Genomic DNA, 24,856 nt, shown 5'->3' on the forward strand with positions numbered 1-24,856 from the left:
GAAAATGAACGCTCCGCTTAGGCGACCGACCAGCCGCCGTCGCTGGCGAGCACCTGCCCGTTCACGTTCACACCGTCGTCGCTGAGCAGGAAGGTGATCGACGCGGCGAGCGCATCCGCCTCGACGGCGTCGGGCAGCAGCGCCATGCCGGCGCGCACCCGCTCGGCTCCGAGCGGTGAGGCAAAGGTCGCCTCGATGTTGGTGATCGTGGGGCCCGGCGCCACCGCGTTCACCCGGATGCCGCTGGGCCCGTACATGTAGGCGCTGCTCTTGGTCAGCCCCACCACCGCGTGCTTCGACGCGGTGTAGGCCACCCCGGCCGCCGAGCCGCGGAGCGCCGCCTCGGAGGCCACGTTCACGATCGCCCCGTACTGCCGGGCGAGCATGCCGGGCACCACGGCGCGCATGAGTTTCATGGTGCCGTCCACATTGATCGCGAAGACCCGCTTCCACACGGCGTCGCTCACCTCGTGCACCGGGGTCATGTCGTCCATGATGCCGGCCACGTTGGCGAGGGCATCGATCTGATCGCCCGCCGCCGCGAGGATGCCGGCGATGGCGTCGTCGTCGGTGATGTTCGCCACCACCGGCACGATGTCGGCGCCGGCGTGCTCGGCCGCGAACTCGTCGAGCCGTTCCTGGGAGATGTCGACCGCGATCACCCGGCCGCCCTCCCGTGCAACCCGGGAGGCGGTGGCCCGGCCGATGCCGGAACCCGCTCCGGTGACGATCACGGTCTTGCCGGTGAACCGGCCGGTGCTCACCCGTTCCACCCACTCCGGGCGCTCGACGGCGTCGGGCCGGGTGGCGACAGGTTCGGCGGTCGTTTCGGCCGCCGCGGCAGCCGTCGCATCCGCCGCACCGGTGGCGACGGGCACCTCGCCGGCCGCGACACGGCGCACCAGCTCGTCGATCAGCTCGGGCGGGAACTGGCCCTTGCTGAGCTTGACCAGGCGCTTGATCGCCAGCTTGCGCACCGGGCGTAGCACGTCGGCGCTCTGGCCGGCCTGCGCGAGCAGGTCGCGCAGAATCGGTCCGCCGGTGGGGTCGTCGAGCCAGGCGCCGACGGAGGAGTCGGCCGAGAGTGTCTGTGTCATGCGAGAGGTTCCTTTTCTTTCTGGAGATCCGCCTCCGATGGGGTCACTGGGGCGGAGTAGCTGGCCGCGTGCAGCGCGGCGAGGTAGCCGAATACCACCGCGGGGGCGATGGTCGAGCCGGGGCCGGGGTAGGTGCGGCCCATCACGGATGCGGTGGTGTTGCCGGCCGCATACAGCCCGGCGATCGGGGTGCCGCCTTCGTCGAGTACCCGGGCGTGCTCGTCGGTGAGCAGCCCGCCCTTGGTACCGAGGTCGCCGGGCACCACCTTGACCGCGGTGAACGGTCCCTTCTCCAGCGCGCCGAGGTTGGGGTTGGGCTTCACGCTCGGGTCGCCGTAGTAGTTGTCGTAAACCGTGCGGCCACGGCCGAAGTCCTCGTCGACGCCACTCTTGGCGAAGCCGTTGAACCTGTCCACGGTGGCGCGCAGCGCGGCCGGGTCGATGTGCAGCCGGGCGGCGAGCTCCTCGATGGTGTTCGCCGAGACGACGGTGCCGTTGGCGCGCAGGCTCTTGCCGCCGGCCAGCAGCGAGGAGGACAGGTAGCGGCGGCGGTGCCGGATGTCGAGGATCAACCAGGATGGAATCGTCGGCGTCTGCCGGTGGTGCTCGATCATCTCGTGGCCGAAGTCGATGTAGCTCTCCGACTCGTTGAGATACCGGTTTCCCGCCTGATCGACGATGATGCCGTACGGCATCGACCGTTCGGAGAGCATGAATGAGGCGGTGCCATCGGCCATCGGCACCGCAGAGCCCCACCAGGCGTCGTCCATCAGGGCGAGCGCGCCGCCGGCCGCCGCACCCACGTTGATGGCGGTGCCCTGGTCGCCGGCCGCGGCCGAGCTGTTGCCGGGCATGCCGTGGTACTTCTGGCGCAATTCCTTGTTCTGGGCGAACCCGCCGGCGCCCAGGATGACCCCGGCGCGGGCGCGGATGCGCACCGGTCCGTTTTCGGTGGTGACGATCGCGCCGACCACCCGGCCGTCTTCGAGTACCAGTTCGCTCACCGGGGAGTTCAGCAGCACTTCGGTGCCCTGCCGCTGGACGATCTCCATCAGGGTCATCACCAGGGCCGCGCCCAGGCCATAGAGCTTCTTGCCGCTGGCCAGGCCGCCCACGGTGCGGAAGACGAAGCGGGCGCCGCGCACAAAACCGGTCGGGGTGGACCAGGCGCGGGAGAGCAGCCAGACGTCGTCGGTCTTCAGCGGCGCCGGCAGGCCCTCGTCGGCGCGGGAGAGCTTGACGTATTCGCCCAGCCGCTTGGCGTCAAACGACTCCACCTCGATGCCGCGGCCCACCCGGCCGCCGGGCCGGTCGGGGTAGTAGTCGGGGTAGTCCTTGGCCGCGCACCAGCGCACACCGAGCCGGGCGAGCAGTGAGAACACCCGGGGCACCGAGTCGACGAAGGCCTCCCGGCGCGCGATAGAGCTGGCCGGGCCGGCATCCCCGATCGCCGCCTCCATGTAGGTGAGGGCATCGGCGCGGGAGTCCTGGATGCCGAGCTTGCGCATTAGCGGATTGTTCGGCATCCACAGGCCGCCGCCGCTGAGCATGGTGGTGCCGCCCCAGCGGCCGGTGCTTTCCACGATGAGGGCGGTGAGGCCCGCATCTGCGGCGGTGATGGCGGCGGTCAATCCCGCGGCCCCCGAACCTGCCACGAGTACATCTACTTCGCGATCCCATTGGGCGGCCATAAGCTCCTCCTCGATCCGGACAACACTGTCCGGATGTACGCTACCCCGGTGGAGACAAAATCCAAAAAAAATCGCGGACCCAGTGCCGGGCCCGAGAACCGGCGCGCGATCCTCGCGGCGGCCCGGGAAGTCTTCGCGGCCGAGGGGTTCTCCGCACCGCTGAGCGCGGTCGCCCGCCGCGCCGGAGTGGGCCAGGGCAGCCTGTACCGGCATTTTCCCGACCGGATGGCACTGGCGGTCGAGATCTTCGACGAGAACATCACGGCGCTGCAGGTCTTCGTCGAGCGCCCGGAGACGACCCTCGACGACCTGCTCGACCGGGTGATCGAACAGGCCCTGGCCTCCACCGCCCTGATCGACCTGGTCACCGCCGACCTGCACGACCCTCGCGCCGCGCACCTCTCCGAACGGCTCGACGTCATCGTGGCGCGGTTGCTCGCCCGCGAGCAGGCGGCCGGGCGCATCGGCGAGCACGTGAGCACAGCGGATGTGATCCTGGCCGTCTCGATGCTGGCCGGGATGCTCGCCCGTAGCGACGCATCCGACCGGCCCGAAGTGGCCCGCCGCGCCTGGGGACTCTTCCACGCGGCCTTCACCCCGCGCTGAGCCTTCTGCGCGAGTTGCCCTCGCACGGACGAGCTGCCCCGGCACAACAGGGCAGGTCGTCCGCAGGCGGGCAACTCGACCGGGCGGCCGTGCCGCCTGCCGCCCGCCGCGGCGCGGCATACTGGCGGCACACGCGAGTCGGGAGAGCCATCATGAGCGTCTGGATCTGCGCCACCTGCGGGGTGGAGCACACCGTGAACACCGGTACCTGCGCCATCTGCGCCGACGAACGGCAGTGGGTGCCCGCGACCGGGCAGCACTGGACCACCCTCGCCGGGCTGTACGACACCGGCACCCGCGCCGAGCTCACCGCCCTGGAGCCCGACCTCTTCGGCATTCAGAGCACACCCGCGGTGGGCATCGGCCAGCAGGCGAAGCTCCTCTGCACCCCGCAGGGCAACGTGCTCTGGGACCCGATCGGGTTCGTCGACGACGAGATCGCCGGCCGGGTGCTCGCCGCCGGCCCGGTGCGCGCGATCGTGGCCAGCCATCCGCACATGTTCGGGGTGCAGGTGGAGTGGAGCCGGGCGCTGGGCGGGGCGCCGGTGCTGGTCGCCGAGGCCGACCTGGGCTGGCTCGCCCGGCCGGACCCGGTGATCCAGCCATGGGCCGGCGAGGTCTGCCTCGCCCGCGGCGTCACCCTGGCCCAGGTGGGCGGGCACTTTCCCGGCAGTGCGGTGCTGCACTGGCAGGCCGGCGCCGAGGGTCGCGGCGTGCTGCTCTCCGGCGATACCGTCTACGCCAACCCCGACCGCGGCTCGGTGAGCTTCATGCGCAGCTTCCCCAACCGGCTGCCGCTGTCGGGGTCGGTGGCGGAGCGTCTCGCCGGCGCACTCGAGGCGTTCGACTTCGACCGGCTGTACGGCAGCTTCGACAACGTGATCCAGGCGGATGCGCGCGCCATCGTGCGGCGCTCGGCCGACCGGCACGCGGCCTGGGCGCGCGGCGACTTCGACCACCTCACCTGAGCCGCGCCGAGTTGCCCCCGCGCGGACGAGTTGCCCCCGCGCACGGGAGCAGTTCGTCCGCAGCAGGGCAACTCGCGGCGGCGGCGGGTTACTACCCCGCCAGCAGCCGCTCGGCCGCCGAACCGGCGGGCAGCACGGCCTCGTAGCGCAGGTCGCCCAGCGCGACGGTGACCACCGACGCATCCAGGTACTTCGGATGCGGGTGGAGGGTGATCGCGTCAATCGCGGCCAACGGAATGGTGGTGAGCGAGCGCGACAACTCCGGCGCCTTGCCGCGCACCAGCCAGTGCCGCCGGCCCACGATCTGCAGCTCCCGCTCGGTGCGGCAGAACACCGCACCGTGCAGCGTCATCGGATGCACCGCATGCACCAGCCGGCTGCACACGCCGCCCCGGGGAATCAGGGCGACCCGGCCGTGCGCGGCGAGCAGGTCGGCGTCGGGCTCGTGCCGCAGCAGGTCGAAGTACGAGGTGACGAGACCCACGTCGTGCTTGCCCAGGTCGAGCAGATCGAGCGCGGCGGGCGGCGCATCCGGTTGCGACAGGGCAAGGGTCGGGCCGGATCCGGCCGCGGCGGAGGCGAGTTGGCGGAGCACGTCGGTGAGGCGCGTGATCACCTGCTGGGACGAGCCGTTGTAGGGCACGGTGAGGGTCGTTCGCGCGCGGGTGTGGATGCACAGGCGACCGTCGACCAGGTCGACCGAGTCCTCGATCACGGCGATGTCGCCGTAGCCGATGCTGCTCTCGGTGTAGCTATCGCCGGTGCGGCTGAGCACGGTGAAGGCATCCGGCGCCACCACAATCAGGTGGTCGTAGAGGTGCATGCCGGGCAGGGCGTCGCGGCGGCTGATGTTGCGTGGCACCTTGAGCACGAGCTGACTGGCGGCGAAGTCCACCGGGTGATTCCGGTAGAGCGCGGGCAGCTCGGTGGGGTCGTGCACCTCGTCGACCCAGGGGCCGAAGGCGTCGAATTCCGCCGTTCGCGTTGCATCCGTCGCGCTCATGGGCTGCTTTCTGAGGCCCGCTCCGGTGCGCGCTCTCCGCGGCCGTTGATACCGCTGAGGATCAGGCTAGACCGTGCGGGCAGCCGGCGGGAACCTGCCGCCCCGCTGCGGCCGGCGGGCACCGCTGGCACGTAGTCGTATTCGAGAGTGTTAGCACGAGTCGGTACCGGCCGCACACCGCCGCGCCGAGGGCCGGACGGCGAAGTGCACACCGTTCTCCCCAGGTTCTCCACAGCGTATTCCACAGCCTGTGGCCGGTGATCGCGCAGGTTTCCACACCCTGTGCACAGGGTTATCCACAGGCCTGTGAATGGATGTTAATTCGAATCTTTCCCCGCAGAGGGGTCGTGCCCTAGGTGCGCGATCTGCCCGGAGCTACACTCACGGGATGGAGAGGCGGCAATTCTCGATCGAGGTAGCGGCGCCGGCGGCCGTCGTCTGGTCGACGATGTTCGACGAGTCCACCTACCGGCAGTGGACGAGCGTGTTCACCCCGGATTCGTACTTCGAAGGCACCTGGCAACCGGGCACCGAGATCCGATTTCTCGGCAGCAGTCCGGAGGGAGCCGGGTCGGGCATGACGGGCGTCTTCGGAGTGATCACGGACCACCGGCCGTATGAGTTCGTGGCGATCGAATACCAGGGGCAAATCGTCAACGATGCCGACGACATCTCCAGCCCGGAGGCCCAGCAGTTGATCGGGGCGCGCGAGTCGTACACCTTCGTGCAGAACGACGGCTCCACCACCGTGACCATCGATGTGGACACCGCCGACAACTACGATCAGATACTCAGCGAGCTCTGGCCGAAAGGCCTGGCCAAACTCAAGGAACTCGCCGAAGCCGCGGTCGCCCGGCGCCAACCCGATCAGCCCTGAGCATCCCCTGTCGACGACTTTCGGGCGGCGCTACGCTCTCCGCATGAAGACTCTGCATTTTTCAAGGAAGATTGATGCCCCCGCCGAGCTCGTGTGGGAGACGATGCTCGACGACGCCACCTACCGGCAGTGGGCCAGCGTGTTCGGCGCCGGCTCCTACTTCGAAGGCTCCTGGTTGCCGGGCAGCGAGATCCTCTTTCTCGGCGACGGTGAGGGTGACCACGGGATCGGCGGCATGGTCGGTGTGATCGCCGAGCACCGGCCGCACGAGTTCGTGTCGATCGAGTACACCGGTGTGATTCTCCACGGTGACGTCGACACCGAGAGCGAGTATGCCCGGATGCTCAAGGGCGCGCACGAGAACTACACCTTCAGCGAAGCCGACGGCGTCACGACCGTCACGGTCGACCTTGATACCGATGAGCAGGATGAAGACATGTTCGAGGAGATGTGGCCGAAGGCGCTCGACCGGCTCACCGCCCTCGCCGAGGCCGAGGCCGGCACCCGCGGCAAGCATCCGGCGCTCTGATCCGGCCCCGCGTCAGATGAGGCCGGTCAGCGCCGCCCACTGCAGCAGGATGACGGTCTTGGCGTCGACGATCCGGCCGTCGGCCACCGCGGCGAGCGCGTCGGCGAGCGACAGCTCGAGCACTTCGATGTCTTCGCCCTCTTCGGCCAGGCCGCCGCCGGCATCCACCCGGTCGGCCGGGCCGTACGCGGCTACGTAGAAGTGCAGCCGCTCGGTCACCGAGCCCGGGCTCATATAGAGGTCGAACACGTGCCGAAGTTCGCCCACGGTCACGCCGAGTTCCTCGCTGGCCTCGCGGCGGATCGCCACGTCAGGGGCATCGTTGTCGAGCAGGCCCGCGGCGGTCTCGATGAGCAGCCCGTCGGGGTGACCGTTGACGTAGGCGGGATAGCGGAACTGGCGGGTGAGCAGCACCGTGCGCCGGGTCGGGTCGTAGAGCAGGATGGTGGCGCCGTTGCCGCGGTCGTAGGTCTCGCGCTGCTGGGTGTCGACGCGGCCATCGCGGCGGCGGTAGGCGAAGGTGGTGCGACGCAGCACGTGCCAGCCGTCGCTGGTCACCTCGACCCGCTCGACGCGCACATCGGGGTTGCCGGTCAGGTCTAGGCCCGCGCGATGGAGGCCGGTGCGGCCGCGGCTGTCGGGTCGGTCGGCGCCGCGGCCGGAGTGCGCGGTCATACCGGAGCAGCCACGGTCACGCCGGGCACCTCGGCCAGGCTGGTGTACACCGGCAGGCCGCGCTCGCGGGCGATGGCCACATCCTGGTCGGCGCCGCGGGAGTCCCCGGGCAGCCGCAGCACGGCATCACACCGGGCGAGCAGACGCTCGGCCGTGGGGTACATCACGTCGGCGGCCAACGGATGCGCCACATCCGTCACGCCCGCACTGGCCAGCACCGGCAGCGCCACCCATTCGCCGATCATCGGCAGGTGGCCGGCCCGGAAGAGCGGCCAGGCCGCGGCCTCGAGCCGATCGAGGTTCTGGCGCAGCAGGATCGGGTCGTCGCCGGTGCCGGAACGGTAGGGACCGGCGATCAGGATCATCAGGGAGGGGCTCATGTGAGCTAGAGTAGCTTAAACGTGCAGAAACATGCACAACTCGGAAGGAACGTGAGAATGCTCGCCGCCGAACGTCACGCCGTGCTGCTGGACCGCCTCGCCCGCGACGGCAAGATCATCGCCAAGGAGATCGCCCTCGAACTCGGACTCTCCGACGACAGTGTGCGCCGGGACCTACGCGAACTGGCCGCGGCGGGCCTCTGCCAACGGGTCTACGGTGGCGCGCTGCCGGTCTCGCCCGCGCTGGTGCAGTACGCGGACCGCGCCCGGGTGCAGCCAGCGAGCAAGGACCGGGTGGCCGCGCGCGCTGCGCAGCTGATCCTGCCGGGCAGCACCGTGATCCTCGATGGCGGCACGACCACCCTCGCCGTGGTGGCCGCGCTGCCCGCCGACCTGGCCTGCACCGTGATCACGCACAGTCCCACCATCGCCGCCGCCCTGGTACCGAATGACCGCGTCGAGGTCTTCCTGCTGGGTGGGCGACTGTTCAAGCATTCCGCCGTCACCTGCGGAGCGGCCGCGGTCGAGGCCGCCCAGGCCGTCTCGGCCGACCTGTTCCTCCTCGGCGTCACCGGGGTGCACGGCACACACGGACTCACCACCGGCGACGTGGAGGAGGCCGCCATGAAGCGCGCCCTGGCCGGTCGGGCGGCCGACACCTACGTGCTGGCCAGCCTGGAGAAGATCGGCGTGGCCTCGCCGTACCGGGTGCTCCCGCTGGCCGAGATCGCCGGCATCGTCACCGACGCCCCGGACGACGACCCCACGGTGCTGGGCCTCCGCGACGCGGGCGTCAGCATCCTGCAGGCCCAGGGCTAGCCGCGCCGCGCGTTCTCCGCCCGCGTCCGCCCGCGCACTGTCCCCGCCAACTGTTCCCCGTGCGGACTTCTGCGGCCGGTGCGCCGGACGCAAAAGTCCGCTTCGGCAACAGTTAGGGGGCGGGGTAGGGCGGGGTGGGGTCGGTCGGGGTCGGCGGATGCGCCGCGTCCGGCCCGGGCACGCCCACGGTGAGTCTGCGCACGCTGCGGGTGCTGAGCGCGGCGAGGCTGGCGAGCACGATCACGGCGGCACAGCCGAGCAGCACCGGAGTCGTGCCGAAAGAATGCGCGAGCGGGCCGACCAGGATCTCCCCCACCGGGATGGCGATGAACGAGCCGACGGCGTCGTAGGAATACACCCGGGCGAGCTTGTCTTGCGGGATGTTCTGCTGCAGCGACTGGTCCCAGGCCACGCCGAACTGTTCGATCGCCAGGCCGCCGATGAGGAACGCGACCACCAGCAGCGGTACCAGCGGCACCAGGGCGAGACCCACGATGGGCAGGGCGGTGACGATCACCAGGCCCACCCCGATGCCGAGCGCATGCCGCGGGCGCCAGCGCAGCGCTAGCAGCCCGCCAAGTGCCAGGCCGACGGTCTCGGCGGCGATGATCAGGCCCCAACTGGCACGACCGAAGCTGTCGTCGGCCACGAGCGGGCCGAGCACCGCGATCGCTCCCACGAAGGCCGCGTTCACCAGGGCGAACTGGGCCACCACCACCCATACCCAGGTGCGGCTGGAGAACTCCCGCCAGCCCTCGCGCAGCTCCCGCAGCACGCTGCGGGACGGGGCGGCGCCATCCGCCAGGTCGGCCGGCACGGCGAACGGCGTGCGCACGAATGCAAAGAAAATGCCGGCCAGGGCGAAGGATGCGGCGTTGAGCGCCAGGCCCCAGCCGGGGCCGACCGCGGCGATGAGCACCGCGCCGAGGCTGGCGCCCAGGATGGCGCCGCCGTTCAGGCTCAGCCGCAGCAGCGCGTTGGCCGGCCGCAGTTGCGACACCGGCACCGTCTGCGGCACGACCGCCGCCGAGGCTGGAAAGCTGACCGCGGCGACGGCACCGTTGAGGATGCTGAGCAGCATCAGCAGCGGAATCGTGGCCGAGCCGGAGAGCACGAGCGCGGCAACCGCGGCCTGGGTCGCGGCGGCGGCGAGAGAGGTGCCCACGAGCAGCAGGTGCTTGGGCAGTCGGTCGGCGATCACTCCGCCGAAGAGCAGCACCGCCACATTGGCGATCGACCGGCTGGCCACCACCAGGCCGAGGTCGACAGCGGAGCCGGTGAGGTCGAGCACGGCGAAGGCCAGCGCAATGGGGGCGGCGGCGTTGCCGAGCGTGGCGATGGTGCGGGCGGTGAGCAGCCAGCGGAACGGCGCCGACGCGAACGGGCCGGGGGTGCGGGCGCGCTCCAGCGGGGTGCGTCCGGGGTCAGCCATGCGTCGAGTCAACCATGCCTACCCGCTGGTCGAGCCTGTCGAGACCTCACAGCCGAGTGGCTACTGACCGCAGACGCCTCACCGGGTCTCGACAAGCTCGACCAGCGGACGGGGCGACCCACAAGCGCGTCACCGGGTCTCGACCAGCGGACGGGGGCGGCTACTGGGCGACAACCGTTGCCCCACCGGACGACAATTAGCGGATGCCGCGCATCCGCCGGGCGGCACTCACGGAGAGGTCGGGGCACCCGCTCCGGCGACCGGGGCGGCACCCACGCCGGCGTGCACGGCGAGGAACTCGCGCACGTCGGCGAGCTCGGCCGCATCGATGCCGTGCGCCAGGCCCGGGTAGACCCGCTCCACCAGAGCAGAGTGCTGTGGCAGGTAGGCACTGGTGCGGGTGATGGCGGATGCGGCGATCACACGATCCTCGGCGCCGCGGCCCCAGAAGACCGGTGGGCGGTTCGCGGCGAGGTCGGCGTCGCCGGGCTGTTCCGCGCCCAGCACGAACCCGCCGAGCACGACCGGGGCGAGCACCCGGTCGGGCCGGGTGCGCAGCAACTGGCTGGCCATGAGGCCGCCCTGGGAGAAGCCGATCGGGATGACGCGAGTGTCGGCGGTCAGGTTCTCGTCGACCCAGGCCCAGATCAGGTCGGTGGCCGCGGCGACCGGAGCCGCGTCGGGGTTGCCGGGCGTGGTGATCGTGAACCAGGCGGCACCGCCGTTGCCGAGTTCGATCGGTGCCCGCAGCGACGCCCAGGGCAGGGCGAGGCCGAGCGGGGGCATCAGACCGGTGAGGTCGTTCTCGTTCGAGCCGTAGCCGTGCAGCAGCAGGGCGACAAACGGTGCCGCACCGGTCTCGACCGGCCAGTCCGCTGAACGCACGTCGCGCAGCAGCCCGCTCATCGGGCGATCAGCTCGTCGGTGGAGAGGTCGGGCAGCGCCACGGTGACCTGCGTTCCCCATGGGTCGTTCACCGACACCGAGCGGCCGTCGCCGGCGAAGGGGATCGACCGGGACCGCAGCCGCGCGGTGAGCAACTCCAGGTCGGCAACGCCGGGCACGGTGATGGCCACGTCGCCGAGGCCGAGGCCGGCCGCGCGCGGGCCGGAGCCGCGGCTGTTCCAGGTGTTCATGGCGATGTGGTGGTGGTAGCCGCCGGCGGAAGCGAAAACCGCGCCAGGGTAGTTGGTGGCGGTCGCCTCAAACCCGAGGGCATCGACGTAGAAGGCGCGGGCCGCGGCGACGTCGCCGACCTGCAGGTGCACGTGGCCGACGACGCCGGCCAGCGTGGGGGCGGCATCCAGCACCTCCTGGGAGAGGTGGCCCTGCAGGTAGGCGTTCGGGTCGAGGTACTCGGTGGCCATGCGGATCTGCTCGCCGTCGTGAATCCAGGTGTCCCGGCCCCGGTCGGTGTACAGCTCAACACCGTTGCCTTCCGGGTCGGTGAAGTAGAACGCCTCGCTCACCAGGTGGTCGCTCGAGCCGACGAATCGGCTGCGCGGGTCCTGCGCGGCGCGGTAGACCGTGGCCGCGAGGCTCGCGGGGGTCTCGAAGAGGAACGCCGTGTGGAACAGGCCGGCCTGGCGCGGGTCGACAGCGGGCAGGTCCGGCATGTGGATCAGGCGCACCAGCGGCGTCGTGCCACGGCCGAGCACCCGGTGCACCTCGCGCTCCCGGCTGCGCTCCTCGAGCGGCTCCATCGCGAACGCCTGGGAGTAGTAGTCCGACATGGTGTCGAGGTCGCCGACCCGCAGGGTCACAGCGCCCATCGAGGTGTCGGCGTTGAGGATCTGCTCGTTCGTGGCGGTCATGACTGGCTCCCGGTGTTCGTGCGGCAGGCGCGCGCATCCGAAGAGCGGATGCCGGTGCAACCTGCCAGGTTGCGTGCATCCCCCACCATACAGCAATTGCTTGTAGGTACAACCATTGTGCCGGAATCACCCAGCCTGGCGCCGCCGACTACCGGGGCAGGACCACGAGCTTGCCGCCGGCGATGCCGCTCTCCATGTCGCGATGGGCCTGGGCGATCTCGTCGAGACGGTAGACCCGGCCGAGGGGAACCCGGGCACGCCCGGCGGCCACGGCATCGAGGAAGCCCTGGAGTTCGGCCGGCCTCAGGTCGGCGGCTTCGCCGGAGTAGGCCGTGAGGCGCACTCCGTTCGGCAGCCAGTCCATCGGATAGAACTCGTTGATCGTCCAGTGGTCGGAGAGCATGCCGGTGAAGCACACCGTGCCGCCGGTGCGCACCGCCCGCAGGGTATCCCGCATCACGTCGACTCCGACCAGTTCGACCGCGCCGTCGACGCCATTCGGGGCGATCTCCCGCACCCGCGCGGCCACCTGGCCGTCGTCGATGATGACGTGCTGCACACCGGCGGCTTCCAGGAGGGCCCGGCGGGCCGGGTTGCGGGTGGTGGCGAAGACCGTCATCCCCCGGAGCGACCCCAGCGTGGCCAGGGCGAGTCCGATCGAGGAGGTGCCGCCGCGAATGAGCAGGCTCTGCCCGTCAACGGCTTCGAGGCCGACGCGCAGGGATCCGGCCGCGGTCTGCAGCATTTCCGGCACGGCACCGAGCACGTCCCAGCCCAGGGAGCTGACGAAGGGCACGACATTCTGAACGGGAACGGATGCGTATTCGGCATAGCCCCCGTCGAACGTGCGACCCATGCCGCCCATCATGGCCGCAACCGTGGTGCCGACGGCGAACTCGCCGCCGGGCGCATCCGCCACCACACCGACTGCCTCGATGCCGGGAACTCTGGGGAACGAGCCGGTGGACGCGACCCCTGACCGGAAGTGCAGCTCGGAGCGGTTCAACCCGAACGCCTCCACCCGAATCAGCACCCAACCCGCTCGCGGCGTGGGAATGGGCACGTCCCGAACCTGGAGCACCTCCGGCCCGCCCGGGCGGTCGATGACAACGGCGCGCATGCTGCCGATCATGCCGAGAGCTCCCGGGCGCCGGCGCGGAGTGCGGTGAGTTCGGCGAGCAGGTCCTCGGCCCGGTCGTCGGCCAGCGCATTGCCGAGAACCGCGCGCAGGTGCGCCTCGGCGGCGCCGTCGGCAGCGGCCAGGGCGGTCGCTCCCCGATCACTGAGCGCCACGATGGAGGACCGGCGATCGTTCGGATGCGCCGACCGAGTCGCGAGGCCATCCCGCTCGAGTCGGTCGACGAGCTTGCTGGTCGCACCGACCGTGATCGCCAGCTCGGCGGAGATGTCCTGCACTCGGGCGGCCCCTCTGCTGCTGCGGATCGCCGACATCGCCTGGAAGGTGGCAAGCGACACCCCCGTCGTGGCCTCCAGGTGGGCGTCGAGTCCGTTCCACAGTTCAATCTCCACGCGCACCAGCTGCGTGAATACGTCGGTATACCGAACCATCGCTTCTCACTTCCTTGCGCCGCACCATCAGGCGGACGCAATGTATATTCCTAGGAATATACTGCATCGGAAGCTAGTTGACCATAGTGGATCTGCACCACGCCAGGCCAAGAAACAGAAACCCCCGAAAGGCACCACTCGTGACCTCCCCGACCTCCTCAACCACCGCCGTCCTCGTGATCGACATGCAGAACGACACCGTGCACGCCGACGGCGCCTACGCCGCCACCGGCGCCGCCGCTCATGCCGCCGAGCAGAACGTCATCGCCAACGTCAGTTCGATCCTGCAGGCGGCCCGAGGCGGCGCGGCTCCCGTCTTCTACAGCCGAATCATCGTCTACCCGCAGCCCGGGCTCGGCGGCGACAATGCGCCGATCTTCCGGATGCTCGCTCCCGACACATTCACGGCCGGCAGCTGGGGCGCGCAGATCGTCGATGACCTCAGCCCGCGGGCGAACGAGATGGTTCTCGACCGCACCCGCATGAGTGTCTTCAATGGCACGGGCATCGACAACATGCTCCGTAACCTCGGCGTCACCGAACTGCTCGTGGTGGGCGCATGGACGAACATGGCGGTCGAACACACCATCCGTGACGCCGCCGACCACGGCTACAACGTCACTATCGTGACCGACGCCACCTCGAGCCTCAGCGCCGACTGGCAGCACGCCGCGGTCAACTTCGCCCTCACCAACATCGCCGCAGCCATCGACACCGCCACGGCAGTCGCCCGCCTGCGCGGCTGATCGCACGGCGTGGTGGATGCACAGGGCCGGGCGCACTGGTGCACTCCGACGCCGGTTGGCGGACGGGTCTACCCTCCAGGGCATGGACACACACCGGGACACCATTCCGCTCGACGAGTTCTTCACCGGCAGCGACCCGGCCGCGCGCTCCCTCTTCGACACGGTTCGCTCCAGCGTCGACAGCATCGGGCCGGCGGATATGCGCGTGACCACCAGCCAAATCGCTTTCCGCCGGCAGCGCTCGTTCGCCTGGACCTGGCTTCCCGGCCGCTACCTCAACGGTGTCGTGGCTCCCCTCGTGCTCACGATCAACCTCGACAGGTTCGACACCTCGGTTCGTTGGAAGGAAGTGGTGGAGCCCACGCTCAACAACTTCATGCATCACCTCGAAGTGCGCGACGCCTCTGACATCGACGCCGGCGTGCTCGACTGCCTGCGTGAGGCCTGGTCGAAGGCGGCCTGAGCGCACACGATCGAGCCCGTCACTCCCGGTCCGCTGATCGAGCGGACGGGTTCACGAGCAGGATGTCCCTCAGCTCCGTCCAGTCGTCATCCGCAGCGTCGGATCCGTATGCCGGAAAACGTGCGCCACCGAAGCCCGCTCCCCAGAGAGTCTGGCTGCTGCCCTCCGCCGAACAGCCCGCCATCGATGCGTTGGTGACGGTGTTGAACATGACGATGCAGATCTCGTCTGACCGCTGCGCATCCGAATTCCCCTCGGCCAGGTAATACGCGATGTTCCCTTCCGCTCCCAGAAACCGGCTGGACTCCAGCACGACGCTTTCCAGGTCGTTCGTTGGTGGGATAACGTCGGAATCCTGTTGCTCGGCCGACAGGGCCTGCCGCACCAGCGTCGACTCGTCCGACAGCGCGCAACCGGCGAGACCGTATGCCACACCGGTAGCCAGCAGCACGGCCAACCCCGTCTTACCGGCTGTCGTTCTGATCGTCATCCGAGCCCCCGCTCATCCCCGCCATCGGTTCTGGCCGAAACCTAGCATGCGCGAGCCGCCTCGCGCCCACCCGCGTTCGTGGGCGACCGCGGATCGGCTCAGCCGATAGCGGCCTGGGCGCACGACTCGTCGCCGGCGGTACGGCCGGGGATGCCCTCGATCACCTCTGGCGTTGCCTCCACGGTTTCGGGCGGCACGGTTCCCTCCGGGGCCTCGACGGGAGGATCGACCACCACAGGCTCCTCAATCGGCTCCGTGGGCGCCAGGCTGAACGGCTCATCCGCGGCGATCTTGGCGAACATGGAGTCGGCCAGGTCCTGCGTGGGCATCACCTTGCCGGGATAGTCCGGGTCCCCGGTGGTCCCCGGGTACTGCACGAACACCAGCCGCTCCAGGTCGAGGTCTTTGATCGCCAGTGCCATCGACACCATGGTGTCGGTGCGGGCCAGCTCTGTGGACAGCTTGATGTTCTGCGACGCGGCGGTAGCGAGCGCATACAGCTTGGACAGGTCGGTCAGGGTGCCGTCGCCCTGCACCGTGCGCATCAGCGAGGCCAGGTAGATCTGCTGCGAGGAGATGCGGGAGAGGTCGCTGCCGTCGCCAACGCCGTGCCGGCTGCGCAGGAAGCCCAGCGCGGTCTCGCCCGACACCACGCTGGTGCCGGCGGGCAGGCTGAGATTGGCCAGCGGGTCGTCGATCGCCTCGGTGAGGCAGATCGGCACGCCGCCCACGGCGTCGCTCATCTGCACCACGCCGCTGAACGAGGTGAGCCCGGCATAGGGAATGTCGAGCCCCGTGAGCTGCTCGACCGTGTCGACCACACAGGGCAGGCCGCCGCGCGCCATCGCCTCGTTCATCGGGGCGCCGGACATGGCGCTGAATTCCTCGCCGGTGTCGGCATTGGTGCACTCCGGATGCGGCACGATCAGGTCCCGGGGAATGCTCACCACCACGGCGTTGCTGTGGTCCGCCGACACGTGCACGAGGATGTTGACGTCGTTCAGCGTCGCATCCCGCTCGCCATAGGACAGTCCCTGATCGGCGTCGTTGTCGACGCCGACGATGAGGATGTTGAAGCCGTTCTCGAAGGCGCCGAGGTTGGGCGGTGGTGCGGCTTCGTCGCTGCCGCCGATGTCGATGGCGTTGCTGGAGATCTTGTCGCTGAGCTGCCAGACGGCGATGCCGCCGACCGCGACAGTGCTGACCAGGAGAACGGCGAGGCTGGCTGCGAGCACCGTGAAAACGCCGCGCACCGTACCGTTCCGCTGCAACCGCCCGTGCCGGGCGATCCCCTTGATCTGCGCACGTCGTTCACTCACCGGCAAAGCCCACCCCTCATCCTGCTTGAGTATCGGAACTTAGCAGTCCTCGCTGGATGAGCGCCGGGCTGGATGAGCGCCGGGCTGGGCAGCTAGGCGGCTCGGGAAAAACCTCTTCCCTGCCAACGCGGTCGAGTCCAGCCCCGGCGGAGGTTGTTAGGAGCTGGCCTGGGGGACGAACCGGCTGACGACCTCTGCACGGCTGTCGTCTTCGCTGGCGAGGACTCCCCCGTTCGCGACGGTGTCCGGCGTGATCTCCTCGAAAACTATCCGGACGTCGCCGCGGCGGGCACCCAGAGTCAGAACGGCACTGTCGGTGACGTCCTTGACGAAGGCTCGGCGCTGGTTGATGTCGCGGCCCGCGAGTAGTTGAACGGTGATATTGGGCATGTGTGCTCCTCGGTGTGTTCGCCCGCTGCGTCGGCGAGCAGGCTGGTCTCTGGTCTCAGGCGATGGTGTTGCTCAGGGTGCCGATGCCGGCGAGGGTGATGTCGACGACGTCACCCGGTTGCACGGCGATATCGGTGCCGGGAGCGCCGGTCAGCACCACGTCGCCAGGCTCGAGGGTGAGCCAGCTGGTCACGTAGACGAGCGTGGCGGCGACGCTGGAAGGGAGGTTGAAGGAGCCCGAGTTGACGATCACATCGCCGTTGATGACGACCTCGGTAGCAACGTTCTCAGGGTCGGCGATCTCGGTTTCGATCCACGGGCCCAGAGGGGTGTAGTTCTTTCCGCTCTTGCCCTGGAAGTTGCGCTGGTCGATCGCGCACTGGTCCACGTTGGTGACGTCGTTGGCCACCGTGTAACCGAGCACGGCGTCGAAGGCATTCTCGAGAGTGAGGTTCGTGGCCGAACTGCCGATCACTACGGCGAGCTCGCCCTCGATGTTGACGGTACCCAGGCCGCGCACGGCGTAGATGGCGTCGCCGGAGCCGGCGACGGTGTGCACCGACTTGTGCCAGGCCTGCATGGGCAGCGGGTTGCCCGGCTTGTTGTGGCCGATCCCTACGACCAGGCGCGGGTCGATCGCGGCGAGCAGTACGGCGTCGGTCGCCGGGATGGACTCGCCGGTGTAGACGAGGGGGGCCGCGAACGGGTCGGTGACGATGTTCCACTGGTCGCCGGAGGCGACAGCGTGGCGGGGGCCGGTCGGAGTTTCGAGTCGAGCGATGCGCATGAGCTACTTTCCTGACGTTGCCGGGGACAAAGCAGGGGGCGCCGTCCGGCGCCCCCTGCGGTACTGCATTTCTGGACTACTGCGTGTTTCTGGGTTACTTCATGGCCAGCGAGGCGCGGGTGCTCTCGCCGATGATGCCGTGTTCCCAACGACCCTCGTTCAGGTCCTTGGCGATGCGACGGTACTTGTCGTCGCTCATGTTGTAGATGAAGTAGATGATGATGGCGGCGATGGTGAGCGCGATAGCCGGGTAGAGCGTCATCACGGCCTTGATGCCGAGCAGCGTCCCCTCCGACTGCGTGGTGGCCTGGGCCACATAGCCGGACACAGCGAGCATGCCGGCACCCACCAGCGCGGCGAGGGACTGCGAGACCTTGCGCGAGAAGCTGAAGGCCGCGTAGGTCATGCCCTCACGACGCACGCCGGTGTGCCATTCGCCGTAGTCGATGGTGTCGGAGACGAACGCCCAAGTGATGCCGTTCGGGATCGACAGCGCGACGTAGCCGATGGTGACGAGGATCATGAACGTCCACAGGTTGGTCGGGATGATGAAGTTCAAGCCGTTGGCCACAACCGCGACAGCGAAGCTGACCATGACGGTGCGCTTCTTACCGAAGCGCACGACCAGCCTCGGGATGAACATGATGCCCACGATGGAGGCACCGATCATCACGAAGTTGAGCACGGCCATCAGGGCGATGTTGCCGAGGTTGAACTGGGCGAAGAAGATCATCATCATGTTGTTGACGTTCATCGAGGAGATAGTGAACAGGCTCATCAGCACCAGGCCGAGCAGCGGGCGGTTGGTGAGCACGGCACGGCCGTAGTCCTTGAGGCTCGTCTTTTCCTTGTTGGCTTCCCGGTTCACCTTGACGTGTTCCTTGGTGCCGCGGTAGCAGAGCGCGAACGAGACCATGCCGAGCAGGGCCATGACCAGGGCGGCCCACATGTAGTTGCTGGCGGTCATGCCACCGAGCATCATCATGAGCGGGATGAATGCGATGCCGCAGATCCACTGGGCGCCGAGCGAACCGGCCTGGCGGGAGGTGGCGAGCTGCGCGCGCTCCTTGATGTTGCGGGTCATCACCGAGGCGAGCGAACCGTACGGGCCGTTGACGAAGGAGTAGACACCGCCCCAGATGGCGTAGGTACCGGCGGCGAAGGCGATCTTCCAGCCCATTTCCACGTCGGGCATGGTGAAGGTGACCACGGTCATCACCGCGAGGATGAAGGCGGAGACCATCATCACCGGGCGGAACTTGCCACGCTTGCCGACCTTGCGACCGTCGATGAAGAGCGCAGCGACGGTGTCCATCACGGCATCGAACAGCTTGACCAAAACGAAGATCAGTGCCACGACTGCCGGGCCGATGCCCGCGGTGTCGATCCAGAACTTGGTCAGGTAGGCCTGGCCGAGGTCGAACATGAAGCCGTTGCCGAGGTCCCCGAAGCCGTAGGCTACTTTCTCTTTCCCGGTCAGGGTGCCTTCAGGCTCATCGGCTGCGACGACGGGCGCTGGTTCCGGGACGACATCTATGTTGTCTTGGATAGTCATGGGCTTGGTCACTCTTTTCGATTGCGGTCGTGGGTTCGTGCGGGGCGACGTTGCCGTGATCGGCAGGCCGGAAGGGTTCCAGGTGCGGGCTCCGGCTGAACCGGGGTCGCGCGGCGGAGTGGGGTCAGCCGGAGCTGGAACGGGCACTGCTGGCCGGAGAGAAGGGCCGGGATGCGTGCGAGATCACTGGTTCCTCCTCGTTGAGCTTCAGTGCCAGTAAATTCCGTCAGATGGAATGGATGGCCGTGGTACAGACTTAGAGTAGATGCGCTTGGCGCAATACGACCGGGACCTAGGTCCTAATTTTGGGTGACAAGTTCCGCGAAGCGGATATTTTCTGGTATATTGTTCCGCTAGACGGAACGTTCGCGTAGACCGTCGCATCCGCCGTCATATGACCGCGTCCTCCACAGGAAATGAGAAAAACAATGCAGTTGCGTCATTCCACAAATCCCGCCCAGATTCGCAGTTTCGATACCAAGGCCCTGCGTGAGAACTACCTCGTCGACGACCTCTTCGCCGACGACGAATTCCGCGCCACTTATACCCACGAAGACCGCATCGTGCTCGGCGGCGCCCGCCCCGTGTCCGGCCCGATCCGGCTCGGCACCTTCGACCTGCTGCGCACCGACACGTTCTTCGAGAACCGCGAGGCGGGCATCGTCAACGTCGGCGGCGCCGGCACGATCTCGGTCGACGGCACCGACTATGACCTCGAGCCGGGTTCGTGCCTCTACATCGGCCGGGGTGTGACCGATGTGGTCTTCACCAGCACCGACTCGACCGCACCGGCCGCGTTCTACGTGTTCTCCGCCACCGCGCACACCGCGTACCCGACCACGCTGGTCGCACAGGGACAGGGCACCGTGCGCAACCTCGGTGACTCGACAACCTCGAACGAGCGCACCATCAACCAGTACATCCACGCCAACGGCGTGCAGAGCTGCCAGGTTGTCATGGGCGTCACCGTGCTGAGCACGGGCAGCATGTGGAACACCATGCCGGCGCACACCCACGACCGCCGCACCGAGTGCTACCTCTACTTCAACCTGGCACCCGAGCACCGCGTCATCCACCTGATGGGCGAGCCGACCGAGAGCCGCCACCTGGTCGTGGCCAACAACGAGGCCATCATCTCCCCGAGCTGGTCGCTGCACAGCGGCTTCGGCACCGGCAGTTACTCGTTCGTGTGGGCGATGGCCGGCGAGAACAAGGCCTTCGACGACATGGACCACGTGCAGGCGACCGAACTGCGCTGACTCCCCGCCTCGCGCGCCGTAGTCTGGCGGGATGATCGAAACAGTGTCGTCGCGCGAGGTGTACCGCAACCCGTGGATGGCCGTGCGGGAAGACGCCATCCGGCGCCCGGACGGGTCCGCGGGGCTATACGGGGTGATTGACAAGCCCGATTTTGCGCTGATCGTGCCGGCCGCCGACGCGGGTTTCTGGCTGGTGGAGCAGTATCGCTACCCGGTGCGGCGGCGGGCGTGGGAGTTCCCGCAGGGCTCCTGGCCGGCGCACGCCGGCGGCAGCCAGACCGAACTGGCCCGGGCCGAGTTGCGCGAAGAGACCGGGCTACGGGCAGCGGATGTGCGCCAGCTCGGCCACTTCTACGGTGCCTACGGGCTGAGCAGCCAGGGCTGCGACCTTTACCTGGCCACCGGGCTCACGGCCGGGCAACCGGAGCGCGAGGACACCGAGCAAGACATGGTGCACGCCTGGTTCAGCGAGGCGGATTTTCTGCGCATGATCCAGCACGGCGAGATCGTGGATGCCGCGACTATCGCCGCATACACCTTCGTCGTGCTGGACCGCGGCCTCTGAAAGCTCGCCGAGCTAGATCGTCACGTCTCCGCGCCAGCCGCCGTTCTGGTTGGCCGGGTTCTCCACGAAAGTCTTGTACTGCTTGAGGTCTTTCTTGATCACGTGGTCGTCGACACCGAAGACGGCGCCCACCTTCTCGAGGAACCCCTCGGCGGCCCAGTCCAGCTGCACGGTGACCCGGGAGGTGGTGTCGCTGAGCCGGTGGAACGTGACGACCCCGGCGTGCTGCTCGTCGCCGGAGGTGCTCTTCCAGGCCACGCGCTCGTCGGGGTGCTGCTCGGTGATCTCGGCATCGAACTCGCGCTCGGCTCCGCCGATCTTCACCTTCCAGTGCGTGTGGGTGTCATCGAGCTGCGTGATGCTCTCGACGAAGTCGAGGAAGTGCGGGAAGGACTCAAACTGGGTCCACTGGTCGTACGCCGTGCGCACGGGAACATCCACGTCGATTGTCTCAATTACCTGCGTCATCGTGTTTCCTCTGTCCTGTCTGGCGAACGTGGTCGTCGCGTGCGGGAAGTCCGCGCGGTCGATAGTGCAAGGTGGTCCTACCGTTCAGACGTATCGGGCACGACATTCGTCACGCCGGGCACCCGATCTGTTCGGATGCCCGGCGTGCGGGCGACGGTGCGGCGTGCGGCCGGGGTTACGCCTTGCCGACTGGGCGGGTGGATGCCTTCGCCGTGGGCTTGCGCGGCTTGCGGTTCTCGGCGCTGACCATCCAGGCGTACTGCTCGAGCTTCTCGATGAACGCGTGCAGGAGATCGGCGGTCGTCGGGTCTTCCTCGTCCACGTCGTCGTGCACCGCACGGATGTTGTCGACGGTGGTGTTCAGCAGCACCGTGATCAGGGTCACGGTCTCGGCGGTGTCGACCTCGCCCTCTGGGAACTTGGGCAGGTGGGTCGAGGCGCTCACCGTCTCGCTGCGGCCGTCGGGCAGGGCGTCGAGCGCGCGCATCCGCTCGGCCAGGTCGTCGGAGAAAGCTCGCGCATCGTCGATGATCTCGTCGAGCTGCAGGTGCAGGTCGCGAAAGTTCTTGCCAACGACGCTCCAGTGCGCCTGCTTGCCCTGGATATGCAGCTCGATCAGGTCGACCAGGACCGACTGCAGGTTGCTGCCGAGCTCTGCGGATGCCTTCATGGGGATTCCCTTCGTCGCCAGCGGGAACGGATGCGGCCGAATGGTCAGCCGGCGTCCCGCCTGTTTCTGACAGAACCCTAGCAGCGCCTGTCAAGCGGTTGGCACAGGGCCTCGTGGCCGCGTATTCTGCCCAGAAAGCGAGAGGAGATGACAGAAATGTCCAACGATCCGTTTCAGGTGGCGTCTGACGCCCTGACGCACAGCGCCGGGCAGATCTCCGACCTCGCCCGACCTTTCGTGCGCTTTCTTCCCGTCTCGGGAGCCTCGATCTCGACGTTCGGATCTTTCCTCGGGGCCGAGACGATCTCCGCCACGGACGCTCGGGCCGGGCGGGTGGACGAGTTGCAGTTCGACCTCGGCGAAGGTCCGTGTTGGGACGCCGTGCTGAATCGGCGGCCGGTTCTCGAACCCGACCTGTCCGCCGGAATCAGCGCGTCGTGGCCGGCGTTCCTGGAGGCGATCCAGCACGAGGGAATCGGAGCGATCTTCGCGTTTCCGCTGTTGTTCGGGCCCCTCGAGATCGGAGCGGTCGACCTGTATTCGGTCGCACCCGTTTCGCTCTCCGTCGAGCAGCAGCGGCAAACACTGGCTCTCTCCGCCATTGTCAGCCGGATTCTTCTGCGCAACGCCATTACCAATGACGACACTCCCGGTGAGACGACGACATTCTCCCGGCGGCTGATCCACCAGGCGACGGGTATGGTCCTCGCCCAACTCGGCACGACTCCAGAGGACGCGCACCTGATCATCCGGGCCAGGGCCTATGCCGAGAACCGTTCGATGCTTGACGTCGCGCAAGACATCATCGAACGGCGGATCCGGTTCACCGCGCTTCCAGAATCTGGGGAGGGTACCTCGTGAACGAGACCATGCGGCTGGAACAGCTCTTCGACGCGTTCGCCACACTCGCGGACACTCTTGTGGCCGGATATGACGTGCTCGATCTGCTCCAACTACTGGTTGAGAACTGCCGCGACCTCCTCGATGTCGACTCCGCCGGAATCCTGCTGGAGAATGCCGCCGGCAGGCTGGAGGTGGTCGCCTCCACGAGCGAAGCGAACACCCTGGTCGAAATGATGCAGCTCGACGCCGACGCCGGCCCGTGCCTGGAGTGCTTCCACACCCGCGCCATCGTGTCCGTGCCCGACATCGATGTTGACCCATCCCGCTGGCCCGACTTCTGCGCCACCGCCCTGGCGCAGGGCATCCACTCGGTCTACGCCATTCCGCTTAGGCTTCGAGAAACGACGATCGGCACCCTCAACCTGATGCGGAACGACCGGGGGGAGCTCAATCAGCGCGACATCCGGGCCGCACAGGCCCTGGCCGACGTCGCGACCATCGGGATCTTGCAAGAGCGCACCGTCCGGGACGCCTCGACCCTGCGCGACCAGTTACAGCACGCACTCTCGAGCCGGATCATCATCGAGCAGGCCAAGGGCGTGGTCGCTGAGACCGCCAACGTGTCGATCGAAGCGGCCTTCGCGCTCATCCGCGAGCACGCCCGCTCCAACCAGACCGCTCTGAGGCTGGTGGCCCAACAACTCGTCACCCGCGACCTTCGCTTCTGAGCCGGTCTTCATCCCGCCCTTGACCAGATCCCGGGCCAGTCAGACAATGGAATTTGGGCTTCGCTGAGCACGAAGCGGAAAGAGTGGAGCAATGAGTGTCGAAGACGCTACACGCACCAGGAAGGCCGTCGGCTGGGAGGTTCACCAGGCCACCGGAACGATCATCGCGCAAACGTCCTGCAGCGCCGACGAAGCGCTGGATCGAATCCTGAGATACGCCGACTCAAGTGGAGCTTCGGTGGATCAGGTGGCGGACGATATCCTCGCCGACCGCATCAAGCTCACCTAATCGACCGTGACTGTGCGACACCCCTAGATCAATGGTTCGGCATCAGGTTCGGGCATGATCGAGAGTCCGTCCGCCGAATTCGCCGCGTCTAACAGCATTCCGAGCCAGATCGGGTTGAGGTCCTGCACCCGACTGCTGGTGAATTTGTAGACGAGGGATACGTTCGGGTGCAGCCAGATGACGTTTCTTCCCGCACCGACTCCATTCGCGTCGCGCCACGAGAGCGCAAAGGACTCGAGGTGACGCAGCTTGACGCTGATGACCGCCTGGAGATGGGCAAGCGTTCGATCATCGAAATACGCATCGAGAGTCGAGTTATACGTTAACCGTCCCATTTCACTGCGTCATTTCTCTGTCGCCCAGCGCCGCTTTCTTGACTATCGGCACCCTATACCTGACGCGGAACACCCTCTAGACCGGCGGGTCAGCGAGCCGAGAGCACGCAGAATTCGTTGCCCTCCGGGTCGGCGAGCACCACCCAGGGAGTGTCGTGTTGGCCGATGTCGGCGCGGGTGGCGCCCATCCCCAGCAGGCGCTCGACCTCGGCAGCCTGGTCGTCGGGTACGAAGTCGAGGTGAAGGCGATTCTTCACCTTCTTGACCTCGGTCACCCCGGCGAACAGCATGGTCGGATGCGCACCCTCTGCCGGCGCGATCTCCACTTCATCATCGCTCTGGCCGACGACGACCCAGCCCAGCGCGTCCCGCCACCACAGGCCGAGCGACCGAGGCTCGAGGCAATCGATGACGACTTCTTCCCACATCAATGACATGCGCCACACAGTACTCTGCTGCCGGATCGAACGGGGCTGGAACGAGCGGCCT

General features: G+C 67.9%; 31 protein-coding genes. 12 read left to right on the forward strand and 19 right to left on the reverse strand.

Going from position 1 to position 24,856, the window contains the following annotated elements; genetic code table 11:
• Positions 1-17: 17 nt before the first annotated feature.
• Together CTB96_RS04200 and CTB96_RS04205 are read right to left on the reverse strand one after the other, a co-directional pair.
• Positions 18-1,097, reverse strand: a complete 1,080-nt coding sequence (locus CTB96_RS04200) for an SDR family NAD(P)-dependent oxidoreductase (RefSeq protein WP_110125631.1) — start codon at positions 1,095-1,097, stop codon at positions 18-20.
• The gene (locus tag CTB96_RS04205; RefSeq protein WP_110125632.1) at positions 1,094-2,788 is read right to left on the reverse strand and encodes an FAD-binding protein; all 1,695 of its coding nucleotides are present in this window, start codon (positions 2,786-2,788) and stop codon (positions 1,094-1,096) included. Before CTB96_RS04205 ends, CTB96_RS04200 begins: the two co-directional genes overlap by 4 nt.
• A gap of 48 nt (positions 2,789-2,836) precedes the next feature.
• On the opposite strand from CTB96_RS04205, the gene CTB96_RS04210 reads away from it, so the two are divergent.
• Together CTB96_RS04210 and CTB96_RS04215 are read left to right on the forward strand one after the other, a co-directional pair.
• Positions 2,837-3,394 (forward strand): TetR/AcrR family transcriptional regulator, encoded by a 558-nt coding sequence (locus CTB96_RS04210; RefSeq protein WP_248283202.1) that lies wholly within the window; start codon positions 2,837-2,839, stop codon positions 3,392-3,394.
• 152 nt (positions 3,395-3,546) lie between these two features.
• Positions 3,547-4,362, forward strand: coding sequence for an MBL fold metallo-hydrolase (locus CTB96_RS04215; RefSeq protein ID WP_110125634.1), 816 nt, complete (start codon positions 3,547-3,549; stop codon positions 4,360-4,362).
• A 91-nt stretch (positions 4,363-4,453) separates the two neighbouring features.
• Here the strand turns inward: CTB96_RS04215 and CTB96_RS04220 are convergent, their stop codons facing one another.
• Entirely contained in the window at positions 4,454-5,365 is a 912-nt protein-coding gene (locus CTB96_RS04220; RefSeq protein WP_110125635.1) for a hypothetical protein, read from the reverse strand.
• A 388-nt stretch (positions 5,366-5,753) separates the two neighbouring features.
• Here CTB96_RS04220 and CTB96_RS04225 point away from each other — a divergent pair, with 388 nt between their 5' ends.
• Both CTB96_RS04225 and CTB96_RS04230 read left to right on the forward strand, forming a co-directional pair.
• Complete coding sequence (locus CTB96_RS04225; RefSeq protein ID WP_181397122.1) at positions 5,754-6,242, forward strand: SRPBCC family protein; 489 nt, start codon at positions 5,754-5,756, stop codon at positions 6,240-6,242.
• A 43-nt stretch (positions 6,243-6,285) separates the two neighbouring features.
• Complete coding sequence (locus CTB96_RS04230; protein WP_110125637.1) at positions 6,286-6,771, forward strand: SRPBCC family protein; 486 nt, start codon at positions 6,286-6,288, stop codon at positions 6,769-6,771.
• 12 nt (positions 6,772-6,783) lie between these two features.
• Here CTB96_RS04230 and CTB96_RS04235 read toward each other — a convergent pair whose 3' ends face one another.
• Both CTB96_RS04235 and CTB96_RS04240 read right to left on the reverse strand, forming a co-directional pair.
• Positions 6,784-7,446, reverse strand: coding sequence for an NUDIX domain-containing protein (locus tag CTB96_RS04235; protein ID WP_110125638.1), 663 nt, complete (start codon positions 7,444-7,446; stop codon positions 6,784-6,786).
• The gene (locus tag CTB96_RS04240; protein ID WP_248283203.1) at positions 7,443-7,826 is read right to left on the reverse strand and encodes a DUF4406 domain-containing protein; all 384 of its coding nucleotides are present in this window, start codon (positions 7,824-7,826) and stop codon (positions 7,443-7,445) included. Before CTB96_RS04240 ends, CTB96_RS04235 begins: the two co-directional genes overlap by 4 nt.
• A gap of 57 nt (positions 7,827-7,883) precedes the next feature.
• Between CTB96_RS04240 and CTB96_RS04245 the strand changes: the two genes are divergently transcribed.
• Positions 7,884-8,645, forward strand: coding sequence for a DeoR/GlpR family DNA-binding transcription regulator (locus CTB96_RS04245; RefSeq protein ID WP_110125640.1), 762 nt, complete (start codon positions 7,884-7,886; stop codon positions 8,643-8,645).
• Between the two features lie 112 nt (positions 8,646-8,757).
• Here the strand turns inward: CTB96_RS04245 and CTB96_RS04250 are convergent, their stop codons facing one another.
• The 5 genes from CTB96_RS04250 to CTB96_RS04270 all read right to left on the reverse strand — a co-directional run bounded on the left by CTB96_RS04250 (position 8,758) and on the right by CTB96_RS04270 (position 13,460).
• Positions 8,758-10,077: an MFS transporter gene (locus tag CTB96_RS04250; protein WP_110125641.1), complete on the reverse strand. Its 1,320-nt coding sequence runs from the start codon at positions 10,075-10,077 to the stop codon at positions 8,758-8,760.
• A gap of 228 nt (positions 10,078-10,305) precedes the next feature.
• Positions 10,306-10,983 carry an alpha/beta hydrolase gene (locus CTB96_RS04255; protein WP_181397123.1) on the reverse strand — a complete coding sequence of 226 codons (678 nt, stop codon included), beginning with the start codon at positions 10,981-10,983 and terminating at the stop codon, positions 10,306-10,308.
• Positions 10,980-11,891, reverse strand: coding sequence for a VOC family protein (locus CTB96_RS04260; RefSeq protein WP_110125643.1), 912 nt, complete (start codon positions 11,889-11,891; stop codon positions 10,980-10,982). The genes CTB96_RS04255 and CTB96_RS04260 overlap by 4 nt, the downstream gene beginning before the upstream one ends.
• A 148-nt stretch (positions 11,892-12,039) precedes the next feature.
• On the reverse strand, positions 12,040-13,023 hold the full coding sequence (locus CTB96_RS04265; protein WP_110125644.1) for a zinc-binding dehydrogenase: 984 nt from the start codon (positions 13,021-13,023) through the stop codon (positions 12,040-12,042).
• Entirely contained in the window at positions 13,020-13,460 is a 441-nt protein-coding gene (locus tag CTB96_RS04270) for a MarR family winged helix-turn-helix transcriptional regulator (RefSeq protein ID WP_110125645.1), read from the reverse strand. The genes CTB96_RS04265 and CTB96_RS04270 overlap by 4 nt, the downstream gene beginning before the upstream one ends.
• 140 nt (positions 13,461-13,600) lie before the next feature.
• Between CTB96_RS04270 and CTB96_RS04275 the strand changes: the two genes are divergently transcribed.
• Both CTB96_RS04275 and CTB96_RS04280 read left to right on the forward strand, forming a co-directional pair.
• Positions 13,601-14,206 (forward strand): cysteine hydrolase family protein, encoded by a 606-nt coding sequence (locus CTB96_RS04275; protein ID WP_110125646.1) that lies wholly within the window; start codon positions 13,601-13,603, stop codon positions 14,204-14,206.
• An 82-nt stretch (positions 14,207-14,288) separates the two neighbouring features.
• Positions 14,289-14,669, forward strand: a complete 381-nt coding sequence (locus tag CTB96_RS04280; protein WP_110125647.1) for a DUF5655 domain-containing protein — start codon at positions 14,289-14,291, stop codon at positions 14,667-14,669.
• A gap of 19 nt (positions 14,670-14,688) precedes the next feature.
• Here CTB96_RS04280 and CTB96_RS04285 read toward each other — a convergent pair whose 3' ends face one another.
• From CTB96_RS04285 to CTB96_RS04305, 5 genes are all read right to left on the reverse strand, one after another.
• Positions 14,689-15,159, reverse strand: coding sequence for a hypothetical protein (locus CTB96_RS04285; protein WP_110125648.1), 471 nt, complete (start codon positions 15,157-15,159; stop codon positions 14,689-14,691).
• A gap of 98 nt (positions 15,160-15,257) precedes the next feature.
• The gene (locus tag CTB96_RS04290) at positions 15,258-16,478 is read right to left on the reverse strand and encodes an LCP family protein (RefSeq protein ID WP_248283204.1); all 1,221 of its coding nucleotides are present in this window, start codon (positions 16,476-16,478) and stop codon (positions 15,258-15,260) included.
• A gap of 156 nt (positions 16,479-16,634) precedes the next feature.
• Positions 16,635-16,868: a tautomerase family protein gene (locus CTB96_RS04295; RefSeq protein ID WP_110125650.1), complete on the reverse strand. Its 234-nt coding sequence runs from the start codon at positions 16,866-16,868 to the stop codon at positions 16,635-16,637.
• A 55-nt stretch (positions 16,869-16,923) separates the two neighbouring features.
• A complete protein-coding gene (locus tag CTB96_RS04300) occupies positions 16,924-17,655 on the reverse strand; it encodes a fumarylacetoacetate hydrolase family protein (protein ID WP_110125651.1) in 732 nt (243 codons plus the stop codon).
• Positions 17,656-17,749: 94 nt separating this feature from the next.
• Positions 17,750-19,210, reverse strand: a complete 1,461-nt coding sequence (locus tag CTB96_RS04305) for a glycoside-pentoside-hexuronide (GPH):cation symporter (protein ID WP_110125652.1) — start codon at positions 19,208-19,210, stop codon at positions 17,750-17,752.
• Positions 19,211-19,638: 428 nt separating this feature from the next.
• Here CTB96_RS04305 and kduI point away from each other — a divergent pair, with 428 nt between their 5' ends.
• Positions 19,639-20,469 (forward strand): 5-dehydro-4-deoxy-D-glucuronate isomerase, encoded by an 831-nt coding sequence (gene kduI / locus CTB96_RS04310; RefSeq protein WP_110125653.1) that lies wholly within the window; start codon positions 19,639-19,641, stop codon positions 20,467-20,469.
• A 31-nt stretch (positions 20,470-20,500) separates the two neighbouring features.
• The gene (locus CTB96_RS04315; RefSeq protein WP_181397124.1) at positions 20,501-21,034 is read left to right on the forward strand and encodes an NUDIX domain-containing protein; all 534 of its coding nucleotides are present in this window, start codon (positions 20,501-20,503) and stop codon (positions 21,032-21,034) included.
• Between the two features lie 12 nt (positions 21,035-21,046).
• Here the strand turns inward: CTB96_RS04315 and CTB96_RS04320 are convergent, their stop codons facing one another.
• Positions 21,047-21,502 (reverse strand): SRPBCC family protein, encoded by a 456-nt coding sequence (locus tag CTB96_RS04320; RefSeq protein ID WP_110125654.1) that lies wholly within the window; start codon positions 21,500-21,502, stop codon positions 21,047-21,049.
• A gap of 175 nt (positions 21,503-21,677) precedes the next feature.
• Positions 21,678-22,172 (reverse strand): Dps family protein, encoded by a 495-nt coding sequence (locus CTB96_RS04325; RefSeq protein ID WP_110125655.1) that lies wholly within the window; start codon positions 22,170-22,172, stop codon positions 21,678-21,680.
• Between the two features lie 156 nt (positions 22,173-22,328).
• Here CTB96_RS04325 and CTB96_RS04330 point away from each other — a divergent pair, with 156 nt between their 5' ends.
• From CTB96_RS04330 to CTB96_RS04340, 3 genes are all read left to right on the forward strand, one after another.
• Complete coding sequence (locus CTB96_RS04330) at positions 22,329-23,033, forward strand: GAF and ANTAR domain-containing protein (protein WP_181397125.1); 705 nt, start codon at positions 22,329-22,331, stop codon at positions 23,031-23,033.
• Positions 23,030-23,743 carry a GAF and ANTAR domain-containing protein gene (locus CTB96_RS04335; protein ID WP_345788771.1) on the forward strand — a complete coding sequence of 238 codons (714 nt, stop codon included), beginning with the start codon at positions 23,030-23,032 and terminating at the stop codon, positions 23,741-23,743. The genes CTB96_RS04330 and CTB96_RS04335 overlap by 4 nt, the downstream gene beginning before the upstream one ends.
• A gap of 91 nt (positions 23,744-23,834) precedes the next feature.
• The gene (locus CTB96_RS04340) at positions 23,835-24,032 is read left to right on the forward strand and encodes an ANTAR domain-containing protein (RefSeq protein ID WP_110125657.1); all 198 of its coding nucleotides are present in this window, start codon (positions 23,835-23,837) and stop codon (positions 24,030-24,032) included.
• Between the two features lie 23 nt (positions 24,033-24,055).
• Here CTB96_RS04340 and CTB96_RS04345 read toward each other — a convergent pair whose 3' ends face one another.
• Both CTB96_RS04345 and CTB96_RS04350 read right to left on the reverse strand, forming a co-directional pair.
• Complete coding sequence (locus CTB96_RS04345) at positions 24,056-24,367, reverse strand: DUF7882 family protein (protein WP_110125658.1); 312 nt, start codon at positions 24,365-24,367, stop codon at positions 24,056-24,058.
• 89 nt (positions 24,368-24,456) lie between these two features.
• Positions 24,457-24,804: a VOC family protein gene (locus CTB96_RS04350; RefSeq protein WP_110125659.1), complete on the reverse strand. Its 348-nt coding sequence runs from the start codon at positions 24,802-24,804 to the stop codon at positions 24,457-24,459.
• Positions 24,805-24,856 lie beyond the last annotated feature (52 nt).

It is taken from the genome of Cryobacterium arcticum, assembly GCF_003185895.1.
Classification (GTDB): Bacteria; Actinomycetota; Actinomycetes; order Actinomycetales; family Microbacteriaceae; genus Cryobacterium; species Cryobacterium arcticum.